Here is a 21,366-nt window from a genome sequence, read left to right as displayed (position 1 = left end):
TTCGGCATATCAGGGCCGAGGGAAGTTCTATCCTCAGCCCGGAGCAAAGCGGCTCAGAAAATCAGGCTCTTGGCGAGCGAGGCGAACCGGGTGAAGCCATCATAGATGCCCGGCTCGAAGAAGGCCGCACGGGCCACCACAATGCCGGCGACAAGCGACCAAAACAGCGTGGTGCCGACCCGCAGGAGGAGCTTCGAGGCGCGCGACTTCGGCTGGGCGTCCGTTGCGGACACCAATTGCTCACCGAAGGGCTCAAATGCGGTGCGTTCCATAGCTGCCGATCCATCAATTTCTGACAGAAATGTCGTCGTTTCGGCGCGAAACAGCAATGGAAGCGATTGGCGTTTTTGCCCTCCGGAGGGAAAACTCCTTCCTCACGGCAGGATCACGGCAACAGTTTTCTTCTTCCGGCCTATTTGGGCACCGGCGGCGCGGGCTACAGGGCCAGATAACGCCGCCGTATGCCGTCGTTGGCCTTCAGCTCGTCGATCCCGGCCGCATAGACGATCTGGCCCTTGTCGATGATGGTGGCGTGGCTCGCCAGCCCCAGGCAGAAATGCATGTTCTGCTCGGCGATCAAGACGGTCGATCCAATGCTTCGAAGCTGCCGCAACAGCTCGCCGATCCGCTGCACGATGATCGGCGCGAGCCCCTCGCTCGGCTCATCCAGCAGCAGCAGCGCGGGGTTTCCCATCAGCGTGCGCGCGATCGCCAGCATCTGCTGCTCGCCGCCGGAGAGGCGCCCGGCGATGCGATGGCGCAGCGGCTCCAGCAGCGGGAAGACCTCATAGATGCGCTTGATCGGCCATTCGTCCTGCCCCTCCGGCCCGCGCTTCTTCCCGATCACCAGATTGTCCTCGACACTGTGCTCCGGAAAGATCTGGCGATCCTCCGGCACGAAGCCGAGGCCGGCACGCGCGATCGTATGCGGCTTCTGGCCGGAGATCACCGAACCGCGCAGGCTCCCCCTGCCCCGCCGCGGCGGCGCCAATCCCATGATCGCCTTCATCGTCGTCGACTTGCCGGCGCCGTTGCGGCCGAGCAGCGCCATGGTCTCGCCCTGCCGCACCGACAGGCCGACACCGAACAGGATCTGGCTGGTGCCGTAATAGACGTCGAGATCGGCGACTTCGATGACAACGGCGCTCATGCGGCGGCTCCCGCATGCTCGGTGCCGAGATAGGCGTCGATCACCGCGCTGTCGTTGCGAATCTCGTCCGGCGTGCCGGTGGCGAGAATGCGGCCATAGCAGAGAACGACGATCTTCGGGGCGATCTTGAACACGATGTCCATGTCGTGCTCGATGAAGACGACGGTGATCTTCTGCGTCTCCCAGAGCTCGCGCACCTTGTCGATCATGCGCCAGCGTTCTTCCGGCCCCATGCCGGCGGTCGGCTCGTCCAGCAGCAGCACCTTTGGCTCGAGCACCAGCGCCAGCGCGATGTCGAGCAGCTTCTGGTCGCCATGCGACAGCGTCGCGGCGGTGCGATGGCGCTTGCCGGCAAGACCCAGCAGCTCCATCACATGCTCGGCGCGGTCACGCGTCTCCGGCAGCGGAAAGCGCCTGTGCAGCACCGCGGCGGAGCGCTGGTCAGCGCTGACCGCGGCGAACATGGTCTCCTGCACCGTCAGCGATTTGAAGATGCTGGCGACCTGGAAGGCGCGGCCGATGCCGTGACGCACAATCTCTGGCGGCGAGCGGCCGACGAGATCGACACCGTCGAGCAGCACCTGTCCGGAATCGGGCTTGAGCGCGCCGGTGATCAGGTTAAAGAACGTGCTCTTGCCGGCGCCATTCGGTCCGATCACGGCGGTCAACGAGCCGTCGGGGAAATCGAGCGAGACGTCGTTGGTCGCCCTCACGCCGCCAAAGGATTTTGCGAGGTTGCGGATCTCAAGCATGGCTAGCGTCCCTCGCCTGCGTCGCGTCGGTGTACGAACCATTCGGCGACGAAATCGAGCAGGCCTTTGCGCAGGCCCAGCGCGAAGAACAGGATGACCACACCGAGCACAATGCCGTGGTACTCCGTGAACCGCGTCACGGTGTCGTTGAGCAGCAGCAAGAGCACGGTGCCGACCATCGGACCGAGGAAAGTCGACACACCGCCGAGCATGTTGATGAAGATCGCCTCGCCCGAGATGGTCCAATAGGCGAACTCGGGATAGGCGCCGGAGACGAACAGCGCCATCACCATGCCGCCCATCGCGGCGAACAGCGCCGCCAGCACGAACACGGTGAGCTTTGCGCGCCAGACGTCGATGCCGAGGAAGCTCGCGCGCGCGGCGTTGTCGCGGATCATGCGCAAGGTGTAGCCGAACGGCGATTGCGCGATCTGGCGCATCGCGAGCAGGCCGAGGATCAGCAGCGCACAGCTAGTGACGTAGAGAGGGACGTGGTTGGAAAGATCGATGCCGAAGAACGCTGGGCGCGGGATGCCGCCGCGCAGGCCCTGATCGCCGCCGGTGAAAGATGCCCAGGACAGGATGGTCGAGTGGATCAGCATCTGGAAGGCGAGCGTGACGAAGGCGAAATAGATCTCTTTCAGCCGCACGCAGATCGCGCCGATGATTGCCGCAACGACCGCGGTGATCGCCAGCGTCGCCACGAAGGCAAGCGGAACGGGAACGGCGAGCTTCTGCATGATCAGGCCGAAGCTGTAGGCGCCAAGCCCGAAGAACATGCCATGGCCGAACGAGGTCAATCCGGTGTAGCCGACCAGCAAATTGAGCGAGGTGGCGAACAGGCCGTACGCCGAGCAGCGGATGACGAAATCGAGCAGCGCCTTGCTGCCCGTGAACAGCGGCAGGCTCGCCAGCACCGCGAAGGCGGTCAGGGCAATCAGGACGTCGCCATAACGATGAAGCGCCGCCCCGCTGCGCACTGGCGCCAGCGTCTCGGCGCGTCCGGCCTCCAGCTCGGTCATGCCGCCTCCTTGCCGAACAGTCCGGTGGGTTTTGAGACCAGCACGATCACCATGAACAGATACATCAGGCCTTCGGTGAACAGGGGGAAGCCGAGCGAGCCGAACGAGCGGATCAGGCCGAGCAGCAGCGCGCCGATCAGCGCGCCCAGGATCGAGCCCATGCCGCCGATCACCGTGACGATGAAGGACTCGATCAGCACCGAGAATCCCATGCCGGGGGTCAGCGACCGCACGGGCGCGGCGAGCGCACCGGCGAGGCCCGCCAGCATGCCGCCGAGCGCGAACACGCCGCCATAGATCAGGCCGGTGTTGATGCCGAGCGCCGAGACCATGCCGGGATTTTGCGCGGCCGCGCGGATCACCTTGCCGATGCGGCTGCGCGACAATCCGATGCCGAGCACGACAGCCGCGACCAGCGCAACGCCGATCAGCAGCAGATAATAGGGTGGCACCACGCCGCCGGCGATGAACAGCGGCATGACCTGGAATGCGGACGGCATGCCCATCGACTTGAACTCGGGCCCCCAGATGATGCGCACGACATCGTCGAAGATCAGCACGAAGGCGTAGCAGATCAGCAACTGCATCAGGACATCGGCGCCATAGACGCGGCTCATGAAGACGCGCTCGAAGATCAGGCCGAGAACCGCGGTGCCGGCCGCCCCCGCGAGCATCGCGAGCGCGAAGCTTCCCGTGAGCTGATAGGTCGTCATCGCGAAATAGGCGCCGAACATGTAGAAGGCGCCGTGGCTGAAATTGACGACCTTGAGCACGCCGAAGATCAGCGTCAGCCCGACCGCCACGAGAAACAGGAGCATGCCGATGATGAGGCCGCTGGTGGTCTGCGTCACCAGGCAGGCGGAGCTGGCAAGGCAGCCGGCAAGCGCGTCGATGTCCACGGAAGCACTTTCATTGCAGCGCGCCTGACGCGGCGCGAAGAGGCAAACGAAAACGGCGGAGACGGCCATTCGTCTCCGCCATGGGTCGGATCAGGTGTAACCCTTGCTCTTCTTCCACTCGGCCTCGAGCTCGAAGATGGTCTTCCAGTCGCCGGCCTTGACCTCGGGCACATAGGGCTCCTGCGGAATCGTGGTGCCCCAGCCGATGGCGTAACCGACCAGCGTGTGGTCGTCGCCGCGCATGGTCACGGTGCCGTCGGCGCCGAACGGGCACTTGATCGTGAGGCCCTTCAGGACTTCGGCGATCTTCTTGCCGTCCGCCGAGTTCGCCTTCTTTGCAGCTTCGGCCAGGAACATCACAGCGGTGGCATTCTGCCATGACCAGTTGGTCGGATATTCGTTGTACTTGGCCCTGTAGGCATCGCCCCAGGCGGCGTTCTCCGGCGTGGTCGGAAAGGTCTTGATGTAGCGGTTGCCGGAGTGAATGCCCTTGGGCAGGTTCTTCACCACCGTGAGCGCGGTGTAGTCGGCCATGTTGACCGCGAACACCTCCATCTGGCTGAACATCGCGTAGATGTTGGCCTGGTCGATATAGGAGGTGAGATCGCCGCCCCAGAGACACGAGTACAGCGCCTGCGGCTTGGCCTGCAAAATCTTCGTCACCACCTCGGTGTAGTCGGGCTGGAACAGCTTTGGCCAGGACTCGCTGATGATTTCGACGTCGGGCGCGAAGCGCTTCAGATACAGCGTGAACTCACCGGTGGTGTCGCGGCCATAGGCGTAGTCGGGCGAGCACGTCGCCCACTTCTTCAGGCCCTTGGCCTTGGCGATCGAGGCGGCGTAGCTGCCGCCGACGATGGAATCGTGAATGCCCTGGCGCACGCAGCGGAACGCATTGGGGATATGCTGCTTCGGATCGGCCGTGAGCGAGGACGCTTCCGAGCAGGTGTGGATGCAGAGCACGCCGAGATCGCGCGCGACCTCGTGCACCGCGAACGAGCCGGACGATGCCTCGCCGTCGAGCAGCAACTCGCAGCCGTCGGTGTTGACGAGCTCGCGCGCGACGCGGGCGGCTTCCTGCGGCTGGCCTTTGGAGTCGCGGATCACCATCTCGATCTGGCGTCCGGCAAGGCCGCCGGCAGCGTTGACCTTCTCCACCTCGAGCATCACCGCATTGCGCGAGGACGTGCCGAGCTGCGCCACACGGCCCGACAGGATCGTCGGCATGCCGATCTTGATGGTCTTGGCTTTCGCACGCGCCACCCACGGCGCGGCAAACGTCATCGCACCGGCGCCCATCAGCGCCAGTGTTGAACGGCGGCTGATGCCCGGCGTGCGGGTTCGCTTCATTTTCCCCTCCCTCTTTCGGGTCGGCGTTTCCTGATCCCTGCCGGAGATCGTCTCGTCTCCGTGTTCCGAGGATTTCAGAGGGTGGGGGGTGACGTCAAGCCAAAGATGAATTACGAGTCAGAATTCATCGAGGCAGGAATCGAGGCCTGCAACAGGCCCAACATCCGCGAAATGACCAATCTTTCGAGCTTCATCGCCTTTCATGCCCGGCGCTCGCCGGATCGGCCCGCGCTGAAATATCGCGGCGAGGAGATTTCCTACGCGGCGTTCGATGGACGGGTCCGAATGGTGGCGGGCTGGCTCGCCGCGCAGGGCATCGGCGCCGGCGACGTCCTCGCCGTGCTCATGAAGAACAGCGCGGCCTTCCTGGAGCTCGTCTTCGCCACCAGCCACCTTGGCGCGGTGTTTCTGCCGATCAACTTCCGCCTCTCGCGCGAGGAGGTCGGCTACATCGTCGGCAATGCCGGCGCGCGGCTTCTGATCGTCGATGAGGAATTGGCTGCCAATGCCGCGGGCACTACGATTGTGGTGCTCGACCAAGCCGCGCAGCAGAGCGCCACGCATCTTGCAGCCGATGCCCCGCCCGCGCCGATGCATCGCCGCGCGCCCCCCGATCTGATGCGGCTGATGTACACCTCGGGCACGACCGACCGCCCCAAGGGCGTGACGCTCACTTACGATAATTTCTACTGGAAGTCGGCGGATCAGACCATCGCGCTCGGCCTCAATGCCGGCACGCGCCTTCTCGTCGTCGGTCCGCTCTATCACGTCGGTGCGCTCGACCTGCCCGGCATCGCCGTGCTCTGGCATGGCGGTTTCATCCGCATCGAGCGCAGCTTCGAGCCGGAGACCGCGCTAGCTGCAATCGCCGAGGACAAGCTCAACGCCGCCTGGTTCGCACCTGTGATGACCACCGCGATGCTCACCTGCCCGGCACGTGACCGTTATGACGTCTCCAGCCTGCAATGGGCGATCGGCGGCGGCGAAAAGACACCGGAGGTGCGCATCCGCGCCTTCTCCGAATACTTCCGCAAGGCGCGCTACATCGATGCTTACGGCCTCACCGAAACGGTGGGCGGCGACACTTTCATGGAGGCCGGCCGCGAGATCGAGAAGATCGGCTCGACCGGGCGCGCCATCGCCCATGTCGAGATCGAGATCCGCGACGAGGATGGCAAGACCTTGCCGCCGCACGTCAACGGCGAGATCTGCCTGCGCGGACCCAAGATCACACGCGGCTATTGGAATGACCCAGAGAAGACGGCGTCCGCCTTCTTCGGCGATTGGTTTCGCAGCGGCGACGTCGGCTATCTCGACGACGAAGGCTTCCTGTACCTCACCGACCGCAAGAAGGACATGATCATCTCCGGCGGCGAGAACATCGCCTCCTCCGAGGTCGAGCGCGTCATCTATGAATTGTCCGAGGTGCGCGAAGTCGCGGTGATCGGCCTGCGCGACGCACGCTGGGGCGAGCGGCCGGTCGCCATCGTGGTCTTGGCGGAAGATGCCGCGCTGGAGCTCCCTGCCCTCACCGAGCACTGCCGTGCCCGGCTGGCGAGCTTCAAGGTGCCGAAACAGCTAATCATCCGCGACAGCCTCCCGCGCAACCCATCAGGAAAGATCCTCAAGCGCGTACTGCGCGCTGAACTGGAGACCGTGGCATGACGCAAGGGCCAGCCACCGCGAAAATCACAAAGCTCAACCGCGTCGAGCGCAACGCCTGGACCAAGCAGAAGATCTTCGACGCCGCGACCAAGGTCGTCGGCAAGCACGGCTATGCCGAAGCCTCCGTCGCCCGTATCACCGAACAGGCTGGCGTCGCGCAAGGCACCTTCTACAATCATTTCGAGAACCGCCAGGAACTGCTCGACCAGCTGCTGCCGAAGATCGGCCTCGACATGGTCCAGTTCATCCGCGCCCGCACCGGTAATGCGCACGCGGCGCGGCAGGAGATCGAGCGCTTTTCCGCCTTCTTCGACTTCATCCGCGAGGTGCCCGAGTTCCTGCGCATCCTCAACGAGGCCGAGTTCTTTGCGCCGATTGGCTATCAGAAGCATCTCGACAACATCTCGGTCGCCTATGTCCGCATCCTCAGGCGTGCGCGCCTCGCCGGCGCCATCGAGGACTTCAGCGACGAGGAGTTCGAGGCGATCGTCCACATGCTGATGGGCGCGCGCGGCTATCTCAGCCGTCGCTACTCCTACTCGGCCGGCGGCGTCACGGCGGTGCCGGACCACGTGATTTCCGCCTATCGCAAGCTGATGACACGCGGCCTCTTCAATCCGCCCGGAGACCAGGACACGCCATGAACATCGACTCTCCGCCCAGGGCGCTTGACCTTGCCTCGGCCATTGCAGAAGGCGACATCCGCTGCCTGCTGATGGTGTTGGTGCACATGACCGGCGACGAGAAATGGCTGGCGCCGCCGTACTTGCCCAAGCGCGACATCCGCCTCATCCCCGATCCCGAGGCCGGCGTGCCCCGCCATATCCAGGACGAAATCCGCGCCGCGGTGGTCGAGCTATTCTCCAACGGTACGCCGAAACCCGTCATCACCGATCCCGGCGAAGAGCTGCTGCTGAAGATGATGCGTGCCTGCCTCGGCGAAAACGTCGCGCCGGAATATGCCCCACTCATGCGCGAGGAGATGGGCTTTGTGCCGCGCGAGGCGCGCTGGACTAGCCGCCCCTCCGACCAGAAGCTCGCCGAGCAGCACGTGCTGATCGTCGGCGCCGGCGTCTGCGCCATTGCGCTCGGTGTGGCGCTCGGCCATCTCGGCATCCCCTACACCATCGTCGAGAAGAACGCCGAGCTCGGCGGCACCTGGTGGATCAATCGCTATCCCGGCTGCGGCGTCGATACGCCGAACCATTCCTATTCCTACTCGTTCGGCTCCGGCAATGCATGGACGCGCTATTTCTGCCAGCGTGAGGAATTGCTCAGCTATCTTCAGAAGGTCGCGGAGGAATACGGCATCCGCAAGCATCTGCGCGTCAACACCGAGCTGACGGCGTCGCGCTGGGACGACGGCAAGAAGCGCTGGATTTCGACGCTGAAGACCAGGGACGGCGAAGAGACTTTTGAATCCACCGCGCTGGTCTCGGCCATCGGTCAGCTCAACGATCCCTCCCGCGCGCGCTTCAAGGGCGAGGACAGCTTCAAGGGCACGCTCCTGCATTCGGCGCTGTGGTCCGGCGATATCAACGTCGACGGCAAGCATGTCGCGGTGATTGGCACCGGTGCGACCTCGATGCAGCTGGTGCCGTCGATCGCCGGCCGCGTCGCCTCGATCACGGTCCATCAACGCAGCGCGCAATGGGCGCGGCCGGTGAAGGGCTACGCCGATCCGATCAACGAGGGCGCGCGCTGGCTGCTGGCGCACCTGCCCTTCTATGTGCAGTGGTACCGCTTCAACATGTTCTGGCGCTACGGCGACGGCCTGCTGCCGTTCCTGCGCAAGGATCCGGCCTGGCCGCATCCGGAGCGCGCGGTGAACAAAGGCAACGACCGGCACCGCCAGGAGCTGACGGACTTCATCTTGTCGGAGCTGCAGGGCCGACCCGACCTGATCGGGAAATGCGTGCCGACCTATCCGCCCTACGGCAAGCGCATCCTGCTCGACAACAACTGGTTCAAGACCTTGAGGCGGGACAATGTCGAGCTCGTCACCGACACGATCGACCATTTCGACGAAACCGGCATCGTCACTGCAGACGGCAAGCACCGTCCCGCCGACATCATCGTGGTCGCGACCGGCTTCAAGGTGACGGAAATGGCGGCCCGTCTCAACATTACTGGCCGCGACGGTAAGGATTTGCGCGAGGCCTGGGCCAACGACAATCCGACCGCGTTTCTCGGCCTCACCGTGCCCGGTTTCCCAAACTTCTTCTGCATGCTCGGGCCGAACTCTGGCCCGGCCCATGGCGGCAGCGTCATCTTCCAGTCCGAATGCCAGAGCCGCTACATCTCGGCGTGCCTGGTCGACATGATCGAGAAAGGCGTCACCGCGATCGACGTCCGCCAGGACGTGCTCGACGATTACGTCCGGAAGGTCGACGCCGAGCACGAGGCGATGATCTGGACCCACAAGGGCATGAGCACCTACTACCGCAACCGCAGCGGCCGCGTGTTCTCGGCGATGCCCTGGCGCTTCGTCGATTATTGGCGCATGACGCACGACCCGGATCTGCGGCAATACAGACTGACGAAGGGGTAAGAGATTGAGGCGCTGATCGCCACTACGACATCGGTGCACCCTCTCCCCTTGCGGGAGAGAGTGGCTTCGCAAAGCGAAGACGGGGGAGGGGTTCTATCCTCACCAACAGTAGCGCGAGTGGATAGAACTCCTCATCCGGCGCTTCGCGCCACCTTCTCCCGCAAGGGGAGAAGGAAGAACGCCCCGCTTCGCAATGACGGCCTTGTCAGGCCGCCAGCCCGCTCTCCACCGGGGCGAACTCCAGCCCGAGGCTCTCCGCCACTGCCTTGTTGGTGATGCGGCCGCGATGGACGTTCAGCCCATTGCGCAGATGCGGATTTTCCAGCACCGCGGCAAAGCCCTTGGTCGCCAGCATCAGGCCGAACGGCAGCGTCGCGTTGTTCAGTGCCTGGCTCGACGTCACCGGCACCGCGCCTGGCATGTTGGCGACGCAATAGTGCACGACGCCGTCCACCTCGTAGGTCGGATCGGCATGCGTAGTCGGATGCGAGGTCTCGAAGCAGCCGCCCTGGTCGATCGCGACGTCGACCAGTACCGCGCCGGGCCGCATTGATGTCAGCATGGCGCGCGTGACCAGCTTGGGTGCGCTGGCGCCCGGCACCAGCACCGCGCCGATCACGACGTCGGCGGCAAACACTTCCTCCTCGACCGACTCGATCGTGGAGAAGCGGGTGCGCACCCGTCCGGCAAAGAGATCGTCCAGCTGGCGCAGACGGGGAAGCGAGCGATCGATCACCGTGACTTCCGCACCAAGGCCCGCGGCCATGCGGGCCGCCTGCGTTCCGACCACGCCGCCGCCAAGCACGACGACGCGGGCCGGCTGCACGCCGGGCACGCCGCCCAGCAGCAGGCCACGCCCGCCGGCTGACCGTTTGAGCGCGGCGCCGGCGGCCTCGATGGCGAGGCGGCCGGCGACTTCGCTCATCGGCGCGAGCAGCGGGAGGTGACCGTTCGCGTCCGTGACGGTTTCATAGGCGATCGCGGTGCAGCCCGAGGCAAGCAAGCCCTTGGCCTGCTCCGGATCCGGCGCAAGGTGAAGATAAGTAAATAGAATCTGGCCTTCGCGAAGCTGAGCCCATTCGCTTTTCTGCGGCTCCTTCACCTTCACGATCATGTCGGACTTGGCGAAGATGTCGCGGGCGTTCTCGGCAATGGTCGCCCCCGCCCGCCGATATACCTCGTCGGACGCGCCGATGCCGCCGCCGGCGCCGGTCTCGACGGTCACCTGATGCCCGGCCGCGACATATTCACGGACGGCCCCCGGGGTGAGCCCGACGCGATATTCCTGTAGCTTGATCTCCCTGGGAACACCGACGCGCATCTTGAGCTCCTTCGCCAACGCATTGATTCCGCTTCTCATCGTAGCGACCGGGGCGGTTTGGTTTCGTGCAAATATCCGCTAGTTTCGCCCGGGCCGCGCCGGTTTCCGGCGCCGAACTGCCCTTTCACGCTGGAAACGAAACCTTGGCCCTCGACCGGAAAGACCTCGCGATCCTGGCGGAACTCACGACCAATGCGCGCGCCAGTCATACCGAGCTGGCCAACAAGATCGGCTTGTCCAGCACCGCCCTGGCACGGCGACAGAAAGCGCTCGAAGACGACGGCTACATCCAGGCCTACCAGGCCGCGCTCGACCTCGCCCAGTTCGGCCTCACCACCACCGTGCTGGTTCGCATCGCGCTGGAGAGCCAGAGCGACGAGGCGCTCAAGGCCTTCGAAGCCGAGGTGGTGAAATGCCCCTCCGTCGTGCGCTGCTTCCTGATGTCGGGCACCGACGACTACATCCTCATCGTGCTCGCCCGCGACATCCAGGATTTCGAGCGCATCCACCGCACCGAGCTGTCCCGCCTGCCCCGCGTCGCACGCGTGCAGTCGAGTTTTGCCCTGCGCGAGATCGTCAACCGCGCGGTGCCGACGGTGGTGTTCGGCGAGGCGAAGCGCTGACCTCGTCTGTCTGACCGCAAGAAACGATCAGGAACCAAGCAACCCGTCATCCGTTGGGCGCTATCGGCCAGCGGCGGCAACGCAGTCTCGCGTCACGTCCCAATCTCTGCCCAGCTCGGCCTTTTCGCAGGGAAATCAAAGATGGCCGACATTGCGATCCCCGAACGCATTCCGATCAACCTCATCGTCAATGGCGAAAGGCGCACCCTCGAGGTCGTGCCATGGACCACGCTTCTGGATGCGCTGCGAGACCGCCTGGAGTTGACCGGCACCAAAAAAGGCTGCGATCACGGCCAATGCGGCGCCTGCACCGTGCTGGTTGATGGAAGACGGGTCAATTCCTGCCTGACGCTCGCGGTCATGAAGGATGGCGCTGAGATCACGACGATCGAAGGCCTGGCCAGGGACGGCACGTTGCATCCCCTGCAACAAGCCTTCATCGACCATGATGCCTTTCAGTGCGGCTATTGCACGCCGGGACAGATCTGCTCTGCCGCGGGCCTGTTGGCCGAGGGCCGTGCGCGAGATGCCGACGAGATCCGGGAGCTGATGAGCGGAAACCTCTGCCGCTGCGGCGCATATCCCAGCATCGTGGCAGCGATCGAGCAAGCCATGAGCCGGTCATGAACAACTTTCATTATTCCCGCGCAAGCGACGTTGCCGACGCCATTCGCCTGCTTGCCGCCGATCCAGGCGCAAAGCTGATTGCCGGCGGCACCAACCTGATCGATCTGATGAAGGAGAATGTCGAACGGCCCTCCCGGCTCATCGACATCTCGCGCCTGCCGCTCCGCGATATCGAGGAGACGGCCGACGGCGGTCTGCGCATCGGCGCCTTGGTGCCGAATTCAGACCTCGCCTACCATCCCTTGATCAAGCAGCGCTATCCGCTCCTCGCCAGCGCGATCCTGGCCGGCGCCTCCGCGCAACTGCGCAACATGGCCTCGGTCGGCGGCAATCTGATGCAGCGAACGCGCTGCCCGTACTTCTATGACACCACGACGCCTTGCAACAAGCGAAGCCCCGGCACGAGCTGCTCGGCAATCGATGGCCTCAATCGCAACCACGCAATCCTCGGCGCCAGCAAGTCCTGCATCGCCACCAATCCATCCGACATGAGCGTGGCGCTGGCCGCGCTCGGCGCGCGGGTGCATGTCGCAGGCCCCTCGGGTCAGCGCAGCATCGCGCTGACGGACTTCCACCGGCTTCCGGACGATACGCCGCATCTCGACACGAATCTGGGCAAAGGAGAGATCATTACGGCAATCGAGCTGGCGCCGCACGGCTTTGCACGGAACTACAGCTATCTGAAGCTCCGCGATCGGCTGTCCTACGCCTTTGCCCTGGTCTCGGTCGCAGCCGCGCTCGAACTGGAGGGCAACGCGATCAGCGAAGCGCGCCTGGCACTGGGGGGCGTGGCTCACAAGCCCTGGCGAAGCCCTGAGGCCGAAGCAGCATTGCGCGGCCAGGCGGCGACACCGGATCATTTCGGACGCGCCGCTGACCTGCTGCTGCAGGGGGCAACTGCTCGATCTCATAATGGATTCAAGATCGAGCTGGCCCGCCGAGCGATCGTGCGTACGCTCATGCAAGCCGCAAGTGCCACGCCGCAGTCACAAGCTCACAAGAAGATCGCATGAGGGGCCGATGAACGCCTATGTCGGAACACCAGCGTCGCGCGTCGACGGCCGGGCCAAGGTCACCGGAGCTGCGAAGTACGCCGGCGAATTCAACGCCAACGGCCTGGTCCATGGGTTCGTGGTCGAAGCCACCATACCGCGCGGTCGTATCGTGCGGCTCGACACCCGCGAGGCTCTGAAGATTCCCGGCGTTCTCAACGTGCTCACGCATGCCAACCGTCCTCCCCTGGCGGAGAAGGACGAGGCCTGGAAGGATGAAGTGGCCCCGGAGGGGTCGCCGTTCCGGCCGCTTTATGACGACAGGATCAAGTTCAACGGACAGCCGATTGCTCTCGTCGTCGCCGACGAATGGGAAACCGCGAAGTTCGCCGCGACGCTGGTGCGGATCGACTACGAGCAGGATGGGTTTGCGACCGATCTGGAGGCCGAACGCGGCAGTGCCAGCGAGATGGACAAGCCGCACAAGCCGCGCGGCGACGCCAAAGCAGCGCTCGCGGCCGCAGCCGTCCGGCACGAAGCGGACTATCTCATTCCGACCGAGCATCACAATCCGATGGAGCTCTATGCGACGACGACCGTCTGGGAAGACGACGGCAGGCTCACGGTCTACGACAAGACGCAAGGCGTTCAGAACGTGCATAAGTTCCTCTGCGGCGTTTTCGAGAAGAAGCCTGAACAGATCCGCGTGCTTTCGCCCTATGTCGGCGGCGCGTTCGGCTCCGGTCTACGGCCACAATACCAGGTGGTGCTGGCAACGATGGCCGCGCTCGCCCTCAAGCGCTCCGTCCGCGTCGTGCTGACACGACAGCAGATGTACGGGCTTGGCTATCGGCCGATGACGATAGAGCATGTCGCGCTGGGGGCAAGGTCCGACGGTACCCTTGATGCCGTTGCCCACGAGGCGATCGCCGTGACCTCACGTTATGAAGACTTCTCCCGCAATGACACGGGGTGGGCCGAGCAGCTCTACAGAAGCCCGAATAGCTACTTTTCCCACAGACTGGTCGACCTCGACGTCTCGACGCCCTGCGACATGCGCGCGCCGGGTGCGGCAACGGGCGTTTGCGCTCTCGAATGCGCCATGGACGAATTGGCTGTCGCGCTGAAGCTGGATCCGATCGAGCTGCGCCTGAAGTGCTACTCGGATCGCGACCAGAGCGAGGACCTCCCTTACACCAGCAAGCAGTTGCGCGAATGCTACGCCCGCGGCGCCGAAGCCTTCGGCTGGAGCCGGCGCAGTCCAGCGCCGCGCTCCATGCGCGACGGCAAGGAACTGGTCGGCTGGGGCATGGCGACTGGGGTCTGGGAAGCACTGCAGATGCCGGTCGCCGCCCGCATCGTCCTGACGGCCAACGGCCACGCCGAGGTCTCCTGCGCCGCCTCCGACATCGGCACCGGCACGTACACCATCGTGGCACAGGTAGCGGCCGATGCCCTCGGGCTTCCGATCGAGAACATCAGCGTGCGGCTCGCCGATTCGACCTTGCCGCAAGCCCCCGTCGAGGGCGGCTCCTGGATGGCGGCATCCAGCGCGCACGCGGTGTTGGGAGCGGCCGAAGACATTCGCCAGGAGCTAGCACGTCTCGCCAAGGCCATGCCCGGCTCGCCGCTCGCTGACCTCGACGCCGCCAATGTCATCCTGGCAGACGGCATGATCGCCAGCGACGACAGGCGCGGGGCTGCTGTCTCGGTTGCGGATGTCATGCGCTACAGCAAGCTTGAGCGGATCGAAAAGGAGAAGCTCAACCAGTTCACGGAGGATAAGTCGCATGCCCGCAACACGCATTCGGCGGTCTTTGCCGAGGTAAAGATTGACGAGCAGTTGGGAATCATCCGCGTCACGCGGATCGTCAGCGCGATCGCAGCCGGGCGCATCCTGAACACCAAGACGGGCCGCAGCCAAGTCATGGGCAGCGTGGTCTGGGGAATTGGTATGGCGCTACACGAGGAGACGATGATGGATCACCGCTTCGGCCGCATCATGAACGCTGACATCGCCGAGTACCACATTCCCGTGAACGCCGACATTCACGACATTGACGTCATTTTCGTCGACGAAACCGACAGCCGCATCAATCGACTGGGCGTCAAGGGTCTCGGCGAAATCGGCATCGTCGGCGTACCTGCGGCGATCGCGAACGCTGTCCATCATGCGACCGGCAAGCGCATCCGGCGCTTCCCGATCACGCTAGACAAGCTGCTGGCCTAAGGGGGCGGGCCAGCCCTACTGCGGCAGTCGGGCCTGTCATCCAGGTGTCATCGAATGTGCAGAGAGCTGTATCTCCTGCACATTCGGGACACGCCATGGACTATTTCAAGCGCTTCAACTTCCTGTTCGCCGCACCAATGTTCGACGCCGACGATCTCGAAGGCGTCCGCTTCAACCAGATCATTGAGGAGATCCAGCGCTCCGGCTTCGAGGTGGTCCGGGCCCGCAGGCTCGAGGACGCCGAGATCGCGGTGCAGACCGATGCGGCGATCGGCTGCATGGTCGTGGACTGGGGCAAGAAGGGCCTGGAGGGCAAGACCTCGGCGCTGATCAATCTGATGCGGCGCCGGGGCCTCGACTTCCCGATCATCCTCCTGATCCGACGCAAGCGCTTCGAGGACCTCCCGGTCGAGGTGCTCGACTTCATCGACGGCTACGTGTTCCTGTCAGAGGAAACCCCGCCCTTCATCGCCAAGAACTTGATCAGCCGTCTCAAGCAATATGCCGAGACGCTGAAGACGCCGTTCTTCGGCGCGCTGGTCGACTATGCCGAGGAAGGCAACCAGCTCTGGACCTGTCCCGGTCACAATGGCGGCTCGTTCTACAGCCGCAGCCCGATTGGCCGCGTCTTCGTCGAGCATCTCGGCGAATCCGTGTTCCGCGACGACCTCGACAATTCCGTGCTCGATCTCGGCGACCTCCTGACCCACGAAGGGCCGGCGCTCAAGGCGCAGAAGGAAGCCGCCCAGATCTTCGGCGCCGAAAAGACCTATTTCGTGCTCAACGGCACCTCCACCTCCAACAAGGTTGCGCTCGGCGCCCTCGTCACCGACGGTGATCTCGTGCTGTTCGACCGCAACAACCACAAGGCCGCCCATCACGGCGCGCTGATGATCAACGGCGGCATCCCGGTCTACGTCCCGACCATCCGCAACGCCTGGGGCCTGATCGGCCCGATGCGCTGGGACGCGCTCGACGAGAAGGCCCTGCGTGAGGCGATCCGCAACCATCCGCTGGTCAGCGACAGGGACGCCTGGCGCAAGGGGCGGCCGTTCCGCGTCGCCGTCGTCGAGCAGTGCACCTATGACGGCTCGATCCATAGCGCCGAGATGATCATCAAGCGCATCGGCCATCTCTGCGACTATATCCTGTTCGACGAGGCCTGGGCCGGCTTCATGAAGTTCCATCCGCTCTATGCCGGCCGCTTCGCCATGGGCCTTTCCAACCTTCCCCCGGAGGCACCGGGCATCATCGCGACGCAGTCGACCCACAAGCAGCTTGCCAGCTTCTCACAGGCTTCGCAGATTCACATCAAGGACCGCCACATCCGCGGCCAGAAGCGACGCGTCGAGCACCGCCGCTTCAACGAAAGCTTCATGCAGCACGCATCGACATCTCCCTTCTATCCACTCTTCGCATCACTGGATGTGGGCGCGCAGATGATGAAGGGCCGCTCCGGCGAAGTCTTGTGGGACGACACGATCCGTCTCGGCATCGAGCTGCGCAAGAAGATCCGCGCGATGCGCCGGGAGTTCGAAGAGAAGGAGCAGACCCCCGATCGGCGCTGGTTCTTCGAGCCCTTCGTTCCCGACCGTATCGCCATTCCCGACGTCAGCCGCCCCGGCGCGGTGCACAACGTCGCCTGGGAAACCCTCTCGACCGACGAGCTCGCCACCAATCCCACGCTCTGGCAGCTTTCCCCCGATGGCAATTGGCATGGCTTCCCCGGCCTCACCGAGGGCTTTGCCATGACCGACCCGAACAAGCTGACGCTGCTCACGCCGGGCTTCGATCGTGCCACCGGCGCCTATGCCGAGCACGGCATCCCCGCCCCCGTGGTCGCGCAATACTTGCGCGAGAACCGCATCGTCCCGGAAAAGAACGACCTCAACTCCCTGCTCTTCCTGCTCACCCCCGGGGTCGAAGCAAGCAAGGCCGGCACGCTGATCTCCGGGCTCGTCGCCTTCAAGAAGCTCCACGACGACAATGCGCTGCTGGAGGACGTCATTCCCGAATTCTACCAGCGGCGGCAAGCGCGCTATGCCGGCGTGCGCCTGCGCGATCTCTGCGGCGAGATGCACCGCTTCTTCCGCGCCGCCGACGTCAGCGCGCTCCAGGCGCGGCAGTTCATGCCCGAGCACATGCCCGAGATCGCGATGTCCCCCCGTGACGCCGCGCGGTACCTGTTCCGCAACGATGTCGATTATCTGCCGATCGAGGCGATCGCGGGCCGCGTCGCCACCACGCCCTTCGTGGTCTATCCGCCCGGCATCGCCACCATCGTTCCGGGCGAAAGGCTTAACCAACAAGCCAGGCCTATGATCGATTATCTCAAGATGTTCGAGACCTGCTTCAACACATTCCCGGGCTTCGACGTTGAGATCCAGGGCGTCTACAAGGAGATCGACGCCCACGGGCGTATCGGGCTCTATACGTACGTCGTGGCCGAGTAGGTGCGAATGAACGACACCGCAATTGTACGTCCAGATGACGAACCCGTCCTGGTCCGCACCTCACGCGAGAGCGATGTCGAGGCGATGCTGGCGATCTACCGCCATCACGTCCGCAATGGCGTGCCGCGCGATGTCGAGGGAACCGGCGCCCCCGAGCCGGACGATCTCCGCGACCGGCGCAAGAACCTGAAGCAGACCCGCCTTCCCCATCTGGTCGCGACCTTTCGCGGCGAGGTGGTCGGCTATGCCTACGCCGTCCTGTTTCGCAAGCGGCCGGCCTATCGCTACACGGCCAAGCATTCGATCTACGTCCACCACGCGCAGCTCGGCCGCGGGGTTGGACGGCTGCTGCTGCAGGAATTGGTCGATGCTTGTGCGGCGGCGGGCTTTCGCCAGATGATCGGCTATATCGACGCCGACAACGCCTCCTCGCTGGCGCTGCACGAAAAATTTGGCTTCGCGCGCGCCGGCCTGCTCTGCGGCGTCGCCTATCGCCACGGCCGCTGGTCCGACACGGTCATGGTGCAGCGCTCGCTCGGCGCGGGAACGACGGCGCCCCCGCCAGTCACGGCGCCCGGGCGTTAGCCCTACGACGGAAAGTCGGCCGGCTTCACATGGATGCGGTCGGCATGCAACGACCAGTGATGCAACGCCTGGTCCTTGCAGAACTTCGCTTTCGCCCGCTCCGTGGCCTCCTCCTCGTCGGCGGCATCGATCTCGAGCGTGCCCTGGCAGACCTCGCACTGTCGGCCGTACTCGCCGAGCACGTTCTTCATGAACCTGACGACATAAGTAGCCATGGGACCTCCTGCTGCCATCGCAGCACCTTAGTCCCATTTAGGCCGGGCGGGGGAAGGAGATTTTGACGCGGATCAAGGCCGGGCAGCCCTGACGGAAGATCCGTTGCGGAACCCGCCGCCCGGGTTTATGGGCAAATGCCGGTCGCCCATGAGGATCTTGCCTTGCACTTTGTCTCCGATACCGAAGTCACGAGAGTTCTGACGTTTCCGATCCTCATTGCGGCGCTGGAAGCGGCGCATCGCCGGCCGAAGATGGAGGTGCTGGACGCCTTCCTGGGCGATGAGAAGGGACAATACGTCATCCGCAGCGCCGTCGATCCCGGCCGTTACATGGCGAGCAAGATGTTCACCAGCTTCCCCAGCAATCTGGCAGAGGGCAAGATGCCGGCGGTGCAGGCCGTGTGCGTACTGTTCGACGGCACCAACGGACGGCCGCTTGCGGCGATGGACGGGACCGAGATCACGCACTGGCGCACGGCCGCCGATTCCGCACTCGGCACGAAATTGCTCGCCGCGCCCGCCCCCGAGACGCTGCTTTGCGTCGGTGCCGGTGAGATGTCCGAATGGCTGATCCGGGGGCATCGGACGGTGAGACCGTCGCTCGAGCGCGTCCTGATCTGGAATCGAAGCCCGGAGCGGGCTTCCGACCTCGCCAGGCGGTTGGCGGAAGGCGGCGTGAAGGCGGAAACGACCTGGGATCTCGACGCCGCGACGCGCGAGGCTGATGTCATCACCACCTGCACGAGATCGCATCAGGCGCTGATCAAGGGCCGCAATTTGCGGCCGGGCGCGCATCTGGATCTCGTCGGTGGCTACACGCCGCAAACCCGTGAAGCCGATGACGAGGCAGCAAGGATGTCGCGCGTGTTCGTGGACCGCAGGGAATCCGCCTTCCACGGCGTCGGCGACATCCTGCAACCGATCGCAAGCGGTGCGATCAGCGGGGCGGACGTGCTGGGCGATCTCTACGATCTCGCCGGCGGCCGTGTGCAGGGACGCGTCTCACCGTCCGACATTACCTTCTTCAAGAATGCCGGCGGCGGTCATCTCGACCTCATGACCTGCGAGGCCGTGTTCCAACAGCTCGGCGCAAAACTTGGGTAGACGACCGGAGCAGGCGAGCAGGAGGCTGGCGAAGGCAAGGCCGAATTCAGCCGTCAGGCCTTGATGTCGAGGAGCGACTCTGTCGTTTCCGCGTAGGCCTGAATGACCTTCGCATTGGCAATGAAGCTGTACTTGGCGGCCGCCAGTTGAACGAACTCGCCCGCGATATCGACATTCGGGGCTGCGACCAGGCCATCCTGGTTTGCAAACGGGGCACTTGGGTCGGATTGCGCGGTATAGCTCGGCGAAACCGTCGACACGGTCGCGGTCGTGCCGCCCGGCGCCGAGCCGCTGGATTGATCGACCTGATCGACGCGCAACGGCACGTAGGCCGCAGGAAACGTCGGAGCAATGCTCGAACTGCCTGTAACGGCCGACGTGCCCGACGACGCGCCTGATGCGGGCAGCGGGCCCGTCGTACGGACATTGGCAATGTTGCTCGCGGCAACGTTCGCGCGCAAGCTCGCCGCGGAAAGTCCGGATGTCGCAATCGAGAATATGCTCATGGACTTTCAATTACCGGACAAGTGATACGCGTTCACTTACCCGGTCGATAAGATGCGGCGCTTTGCCTTTCCGTCGTGGTAACCAGTGATGGGAGGGCAATCAGATTGCGCGGCCCCCTACCCCGGCATCACGCCGAACGCCTGCTTGAAACGCTCCGCATAGCGCGGCCAGACCTCGGGATTGATGATGCGCGGAGGACGCTTGCCGTCGAGCGTGTCCAGCACCTGCTCGGCCGCGATCCGGCCCATGTTCTGACGCGCCTCGATCGTCACCCCCGCGGTATGCGGGCTTGCCAGCACGTTGTCGAACTGCAGCAACGGATGCTCCGGCGGCGGGGGCTCCTTGGACCAGACGTCGAGGCCGGCACCGGCGATGCGCTTGTCGCGCAGCGCCTGCAGCAGCGCATCCTCGTCGTGAATGAAGCCGCGCGCCGTGGTGATGAAGTAGGCGTGCGGCTGCATCAGGGCGAACTCGCGCGTGCTGATCATGTTGCGGCTGCCCTTGTCGAGTGGGCAGGAGATCGAGACGAAATCGGCGCGCCGCAACAGCTCGTCGAGCTCGACTTTCTCGCCGCCCCGCTCGGCCATCACCTCGGCCGACAGATAGGGGTCGTAGGCCAGCACCTTCATGCCGAGCAGGCCCTTGCACAGCGCGGCGATGCGGCGGCCCACATTGCCGAGGCCGATGATGCCGACGGTCTTGTGCTCGACCTCGTTGCCGACCAGCTCGTTGCGGTTGACGTCGCGCTCGCGACGCAGGCGCCGATCCGACTGGATGATGCGTTTGGACAGCGTTAGCATCATCGCCAGCGCGTGCTCGGCAACCGAATGGGCATTGCCCCCCGACTGATTGACGACCAGCACCCCCGCAGCCGTGCAGGCCTCGACATCGACAGGGTCGAAGCCCGCACCGTTGCTGGAGACAAGCACCAGGTTCGGCGTGCGCTTCAGGAAGGCGCCATCGACATGGAAATGGGGGGCGAGTTCGTCCCGGGCCGCGCCGATCTGGTAGACATGCGCCGCCCTCAGGATCGGCGCGTAGAAATCTTCGGGACTCTCGTTCTCGATGCGGTCGAGCCGGACATCGGGCCGCGCCTTGAGAATATCGACATAGATCGGATTGGCCAGGTATTTGACGTAGAAGACGCGCTTGTTGTTGACGGACATCAGGACCCTTCCGGCTCTCTCGTGGGAGATCCGCAAGGTCAGCGCGATGCGCGCCCGTCCGTGCCCCCTCCCGTCTTCTGGTTATAGCCGCTTATGCCATGGCGGCGCCGGCCACGGCAGGCCGTCTGGCGCAGATCACGGTGCCGGCCCGGAC

At 64.4% G+C, this 21,366-nt stretch carries 20 protein-coding genes; 10 read left to right on the top strand and 10 right to left on the bottom strand.

The window, feature by feature from the left end; genetic code table 11:
• Positions 1 to 53 precede the first annotated feature (53 nt).
• The 6 genes from X268_RS10155 to X268_RS10130 form a co-directional block, all read right to left on the bottom strand.
• Positions 54 to 272 (bottom strand): hypothetical protein, encoded by a 219-nt coding sequence (locus X268_RS10155; RefSeq protein ID WP_128924813.1) that lies wholly within the window; start codon positions 270 to 272, stop codon positions 54 to 56.
• Positions 273 to 436: 164 nt separating this feature from the next.
• Positions 437 to 1,150, bottom strand: a complete 714-nt coding sequence (locus X268_RS10150; protein ID WP_128924812.1) for an ABC transporter ATP-binding protein — start codon at positions 1,148 to 1,150, stop codon at positions 437 to 439.
• Positions 1,147 to 1,902, bottom strand: coding sequence for an ABC transporter ATP-binding protein (locus tag X268_RS10145; protein WP_128924811.1), 756 nt, complete (start codon positions 1,900 to 1,902; stop codon positions 1,147 to 1,149). Before X268_RS10145 ends, X268_RS10150 begins: the two co-directional genes overlap by 4 nt.
• Positions 1,903 to 1,904: 2 nt before the next feature.
• The gene (locus X268_RS10140; protein ID WP_128924810.1) at positions 1,905 to 2,924 is read right to left on the bottom strand and encodes a branched-chain amino acid ABC transporter permease; all 1,020 of its coding nucleotides are present in this window, start codon (positions 2,922 to 2,924) and stop codon (positions 1,905 to 1,907) included.
• Positions 2,921 to 3,823 (bottom strand): branched-chain amino acid ABC transporter permease, encoded by a 903-nt coding sequence (locus tag X268_RS10135; protein ID WP_128924809.1) that lies wholly within the window; start codon positions 3,821 to 3,823, stop codon positions 2,921 to 2,923. Before X268_RS10135 ends, X268_RS10140 begins: the two co-directional genes overlap by 4 nt.
• 90 nt (positions 3,824 to 3,913) lie before the next feature.
• Positions 3,914 to 5,173: an ABC transporter substrate-binding protein gene (locus X268_RS10130; RefSeq protein ID WP_128924808.1), complete on the bottom strand. Its 1,260-nt coding sequence runs from the start codon at positions 5,171 to 5,173 to the stop codon at positions 3,914 to 3,916.
• A gap of 171 nt (positions 5,174 to 5,344) precedes the next feature.
• Here X268_RS10130 and X268_RS10125 point away from each other — a divergent pair, with 171 nt between their 5' ends.
• Genes X268_RS10125 through X268_RS10115 form a run of 3 tightly spaced genes read left to right on the top strand, consistent with a single transcriptional unit; the run spans position 5,345 to position 9,389 of the window.
• Positions 5,345 to 6,838 carry an AMP-binding protein gene (locus X268_RS10125; RefSeq protein ID WP_128929209.1) on the top strand — a complete coding sequence of 498 codons (1,494 nt, stop codon included), beginning with the start codon at positions 5,345 to 5,347 and terminating at the stop codon, positions 6,836 to 6,838.
• Positions 6,835 to 7,482, top strand: coding sequence for a TetR/AcrR family transcriptional regulator (locus X268_RS10120; protein WP_128924807.1), 648 nt, complete (start codon positions 6,835 to 6,837; stop codon positions 7,480 to 7,482). Before X268_RS10125 ends, X268_RS10120 begins: the two co-directional genes overlap by 4 nt.
• Positions 7,479 to 9,389 carry a flavin-containing monooxygenase gene (locus tag X268_RS10115; protein ID WP_128924806.1) on the top strand — a complete coding sequence of 637 codons (1,911 nt, stop codon included), beginning with the start codon at positions 7,479 to 7,481 and terminating at the stop codon, positions 9,387 to 9,389. Before X268_RS10120 ends, X268_RS10115 begins: the two co-directional genes overlap by 4 nt.
• Before the next feature lie 205 nt (positions 9,390 to 9,594).
• On the opposite strand, the gene ald is transcribed toward X268_RS10115, so the two are convergent.
• The gene (gene ald / locus X268_RS10110; protein ID WP_128924805.1) at positions 9,595 to 10,710 is read right to left on the bottom strand and encodes an alanine dehydrogenase; all 1,116 of its coding nucleotides are present in this window, start codon (positions 10,708 to 10,710) and stop codon (positions 9,595 to 9,597) included.
• A gap of 143 nt (positions 10,711 to 10,853) precedes the next feature.
• Between ald and X268_RS10105 the strand changes: the two genes are divergently transcribed.
• The 6 genes from X268_RS10105 (at position 10,854) to X268_RS10080 (ending at position 18,220) form a co-directional block, all read left to right on the top strand.
• The gene (locus tag X268_RS10105; RefSeq protein WP_164937643.1) at positions 10,854 to 11,333 is read left to right on the top strand and encodes an Lrp/AsnC family transcriptional regulator; all 480 of its coding nucleotides are present in this window, start codon (positions 10,854 to 10,856) and stop codon (positions 11,331 to 11,333) included.
• Between the two features lie 141 nt (positions 11,334 to 11,474).
• Positions 11,475 to 11,960, top strand: coding sequence for a (2Fe-2S)-binding protein (locus X268_RS10100; protein ID WP_128924803.1), 486 nt, complete (start codon positions 11,475 to 11,477; stop codon positions 11,958 to 11,960).
• The gene (locus X268_RS10095) at positions 11,957 to 12,973 is read left to right on the top strand and encodes an FAD binding domain-containing protein (protein ID WP_128924802.1); all 1,017 of its coding nucleotides are present in this window, start codon (positions 11,957 to 11,959) and stop codon (positions 12,971 to 12,973) included. Before X268_RS10100 ends, X268_RS10095 begins: the two co-directional genes overlap by 4 nt.
• 7 nt (positions 12,974 to 12,980) lie before the next feature.
• Positions 12,981 to 15,182: a xanthine dehydrogenase family protein molybdopterin-binding subunit gene (locus X268_RS10090; protein ID WP_128924801.1), complete on the top strand. Its 2,202-nt coding sequence runs from the start codon at positions 12,981 to 12,983 to the stop codon at positions 15,180 to 15,182.
• 95 nt (positions 15,183 to 15,277) lie between these two features.
• Positions 15,278 to 17,635: an Orn/Lys/Arg family decarboxylase gene (locus tag X268_RS10085; protein ID WP_128924800.1), complete on the top strand. Its 2,358-nt coding sequence runs from the start codon at positions 15,278 to 15,280 to the stop codon at positions 17,633 to 17,635.
• 6 nt (positions 17,636 to 17,641) lie between these two features.
• Positions 17,642 to 18,220 carry a GNAT family N-acetyltransferase gene (locus X268_RS10080; protein ID WP_164937642.1) on the top strand — a complete coding sequence of 193 codons (579 nt, stop codon included), beginning with the start codon at positions 17,642 to 17,644 and terminating at the stop codon, positions 18,218 to 18,220.
• A 2-nt stretch (positions 18,221 to 18,222) separates the two neighbouring features.
• On the opposite strand, the gene X268_RS39325 is transcribed toward X268_RS10080, so the two are convergent.
• Positions 18,223 to 18,435: a hypothetical protein gene (locus X268_RS39325; RefSeq protein WP_164937641.1), complete on the bottom strand. Its 213-nt coding sequence runs from the start codon at positions 18,433 to 18,435 to the stop codon at positions 18,223 to 18,225.
• Positions 18,436 to 18,597: 162 nt separating this feature from the next.
• On the opposite strand from X268_RS39325, the gene X268_RS10070 reads away from it, so the two are divergent.
• A complete protein-coding gene (locus tag X268_RS10070) occupies positions 18,598 to 19,539 on the top strand; it encodes an ornithine cyclodeaminase family protein (RefSeq protein ID WP_128924797.1) in 942 nt (313 codons plus the stop codon).
• Between the two features lie 53 nt (positions 19,540 to 19,592).
• Here the strand turns inward: X268_RS10070 and X268_RS10065 are convergent, their stop codons facing one another.
• Together X268_RS10065 and X268_RS10060 are read right to left on the bottom strand one after the other, a co-directional pair.
• A complete protein-coding gene (locus X268_RS10065; RefSeq protein ID WP_128924796.1) occupies positions 19,593 to 20,045 on the bottom strand; it encodes a flagellar basal body rod protein FlgC in 453 nt (150 codons plus the stop codon).
• Between the two features lie 117 nt (positions 20,046 to 20,162).
• Positions 20,163 to 21,212, bottom strand: coding sequence for a hydroxyacid dehydrogenase (locus tag X268_RS10060; RefSeq protein ID WP_128924795.1), 1,050 nt, complete (start codon positions 21,210 to 21,212; stop codon positions 20,163 to 20,165).
• Between the last annotated feature and the right edge of the window lie 154 nt (positions 21,213 to 21,366).

The organism is Bradyrhizobium guangxiense, assembly GCF_004114915.1.
GTDB classification, from domain to species: Bacteria; Pseudomonadota; Alphaproteobacteria; order Rhizobiales; family Xanthobacteraceae; genus Bradyrhizobium; species Bradyrhizobium guangxiense.
Note: the sequence above shows the minus strand (reverse complement) of the source record. Positions and strands in the feature narration are given on the sequence as shown.

Bases quoted from the DNA above. Each gene is read 5' to 3' on its own strand.
- X268_RS10155 (WP_128924813.1), bottom strand. From the start codon at position 272: ATGGAACGCACCGCATTTGAGCCCTTCGGTGAGCAATTGGTGTCCGCA.
- X268_RS10150 (WP_128924812.1), bottom strand. From the start codon at position 1,150: ATGAGCGCCGTTGTCATCGAAGTCGCCGATCTCGACGTCTATTACGGC.
- X268_RS10145 (WP_128924811.1), bottom strand. From the start codon at position 1,902: ATGCTTGAGATCCGCAACCTCGCAAAATCCTTTGGCGGCGTGAGGGCG.
- X268_RS10140 (WP_128924810.1), bottom strand. From the start codon at position 2,924: ATGACCGAGCTGGAGGCCGGACGCGCCGAGACGCTGGCGCCAGTGCGC.
- X268_RS10130 (WP_128924808.1), bottom strand. From the start codon at position 5,173: ATGAAGCGAACCCGCACGCCGGGCATCAGCCGCCGTTCAACACTGGCG.
- X268_RS10125 (WP_128929209.1), top strand. From the start codon at position 5,345: ATGACCAATCTTTCGAGCTTCATCGCCTTTCATGCCCGGCGCTCGCCG.
- X268_RS10120 (WP_128924807.1), top strand. From the start codon at position 6,835: ATGACGCAAGGGCCAGCCACCGCGAAAATCACAAAGCTCAACCGCGTC.
- X268_RS10115 (WP_128924806.1), top strand. From the start codon at position 7,479: ATGAACATCGACTCTCCGCCCAGGGCGCTTGACCTTGCCTCGGCCATT.
- ald (WP_128924805.1), bottom strand. From the start codon at position 10,710: ATGCGCGTCGGTGTTCCCAGGGAGATCAAGCTACAGGAATATCGCGTC.
- X268_RS10100 (WP_128924803.1), top strand. From the start codon at position 11,475: ATGGCCGACATTGCGATCCCCGAACGCATTCCGATCAACCTCATCGTC.
- X268_RS10095 (WP_128924802.1), top strand. From the start codon at position 11,957: ATGAACAACTTTCATTATTCCCGCGCAAGCGACGTTGCCGACGCCATT.
- X268_RS10090 (WP_128924801.1), top strand. From the start codon at position 12,981: ATGAACGCCTATGTCGGAACACCAGCGTCGCGCGTCGACGGCCGGGCC.
- X268_RS10085 (WP_128924800.1), top strand. From the start codon at position 15,278: ATGGACTATTTCAAGCGCTTCAACTTCCTGTTCGCCGCACCAATGTTC.
- X268_RS10080 (WP_164937642.1), top strand. From the start codon at position 17,642: ATGAACGACACCGCAATTGTACGTCCAGATGACGAACCCGTCCTGGTC.
- X268_RS39325 (WP_164937641.1), bottom strand. From the start codon at position 18,435: ATGGCTACTTATGTCGTCAGGTTCATGAAGAACGTGCTCGGCGAGTAC.
- X268_RS10065 (WP_128924796.1), bottom strand. From the start codon at position 20,045: ATGAGCATATTCTCGATTGCGACATCCGGACTTTCCGCGGCGAGCTTG.
- X268_RS10060 (WP_128924795.1), bottom strand. From the start codon at position 21,212: ATGTCCGTCAACAACAAGCGCGTCTTCTACGTCAAATACCTGGCCAAT.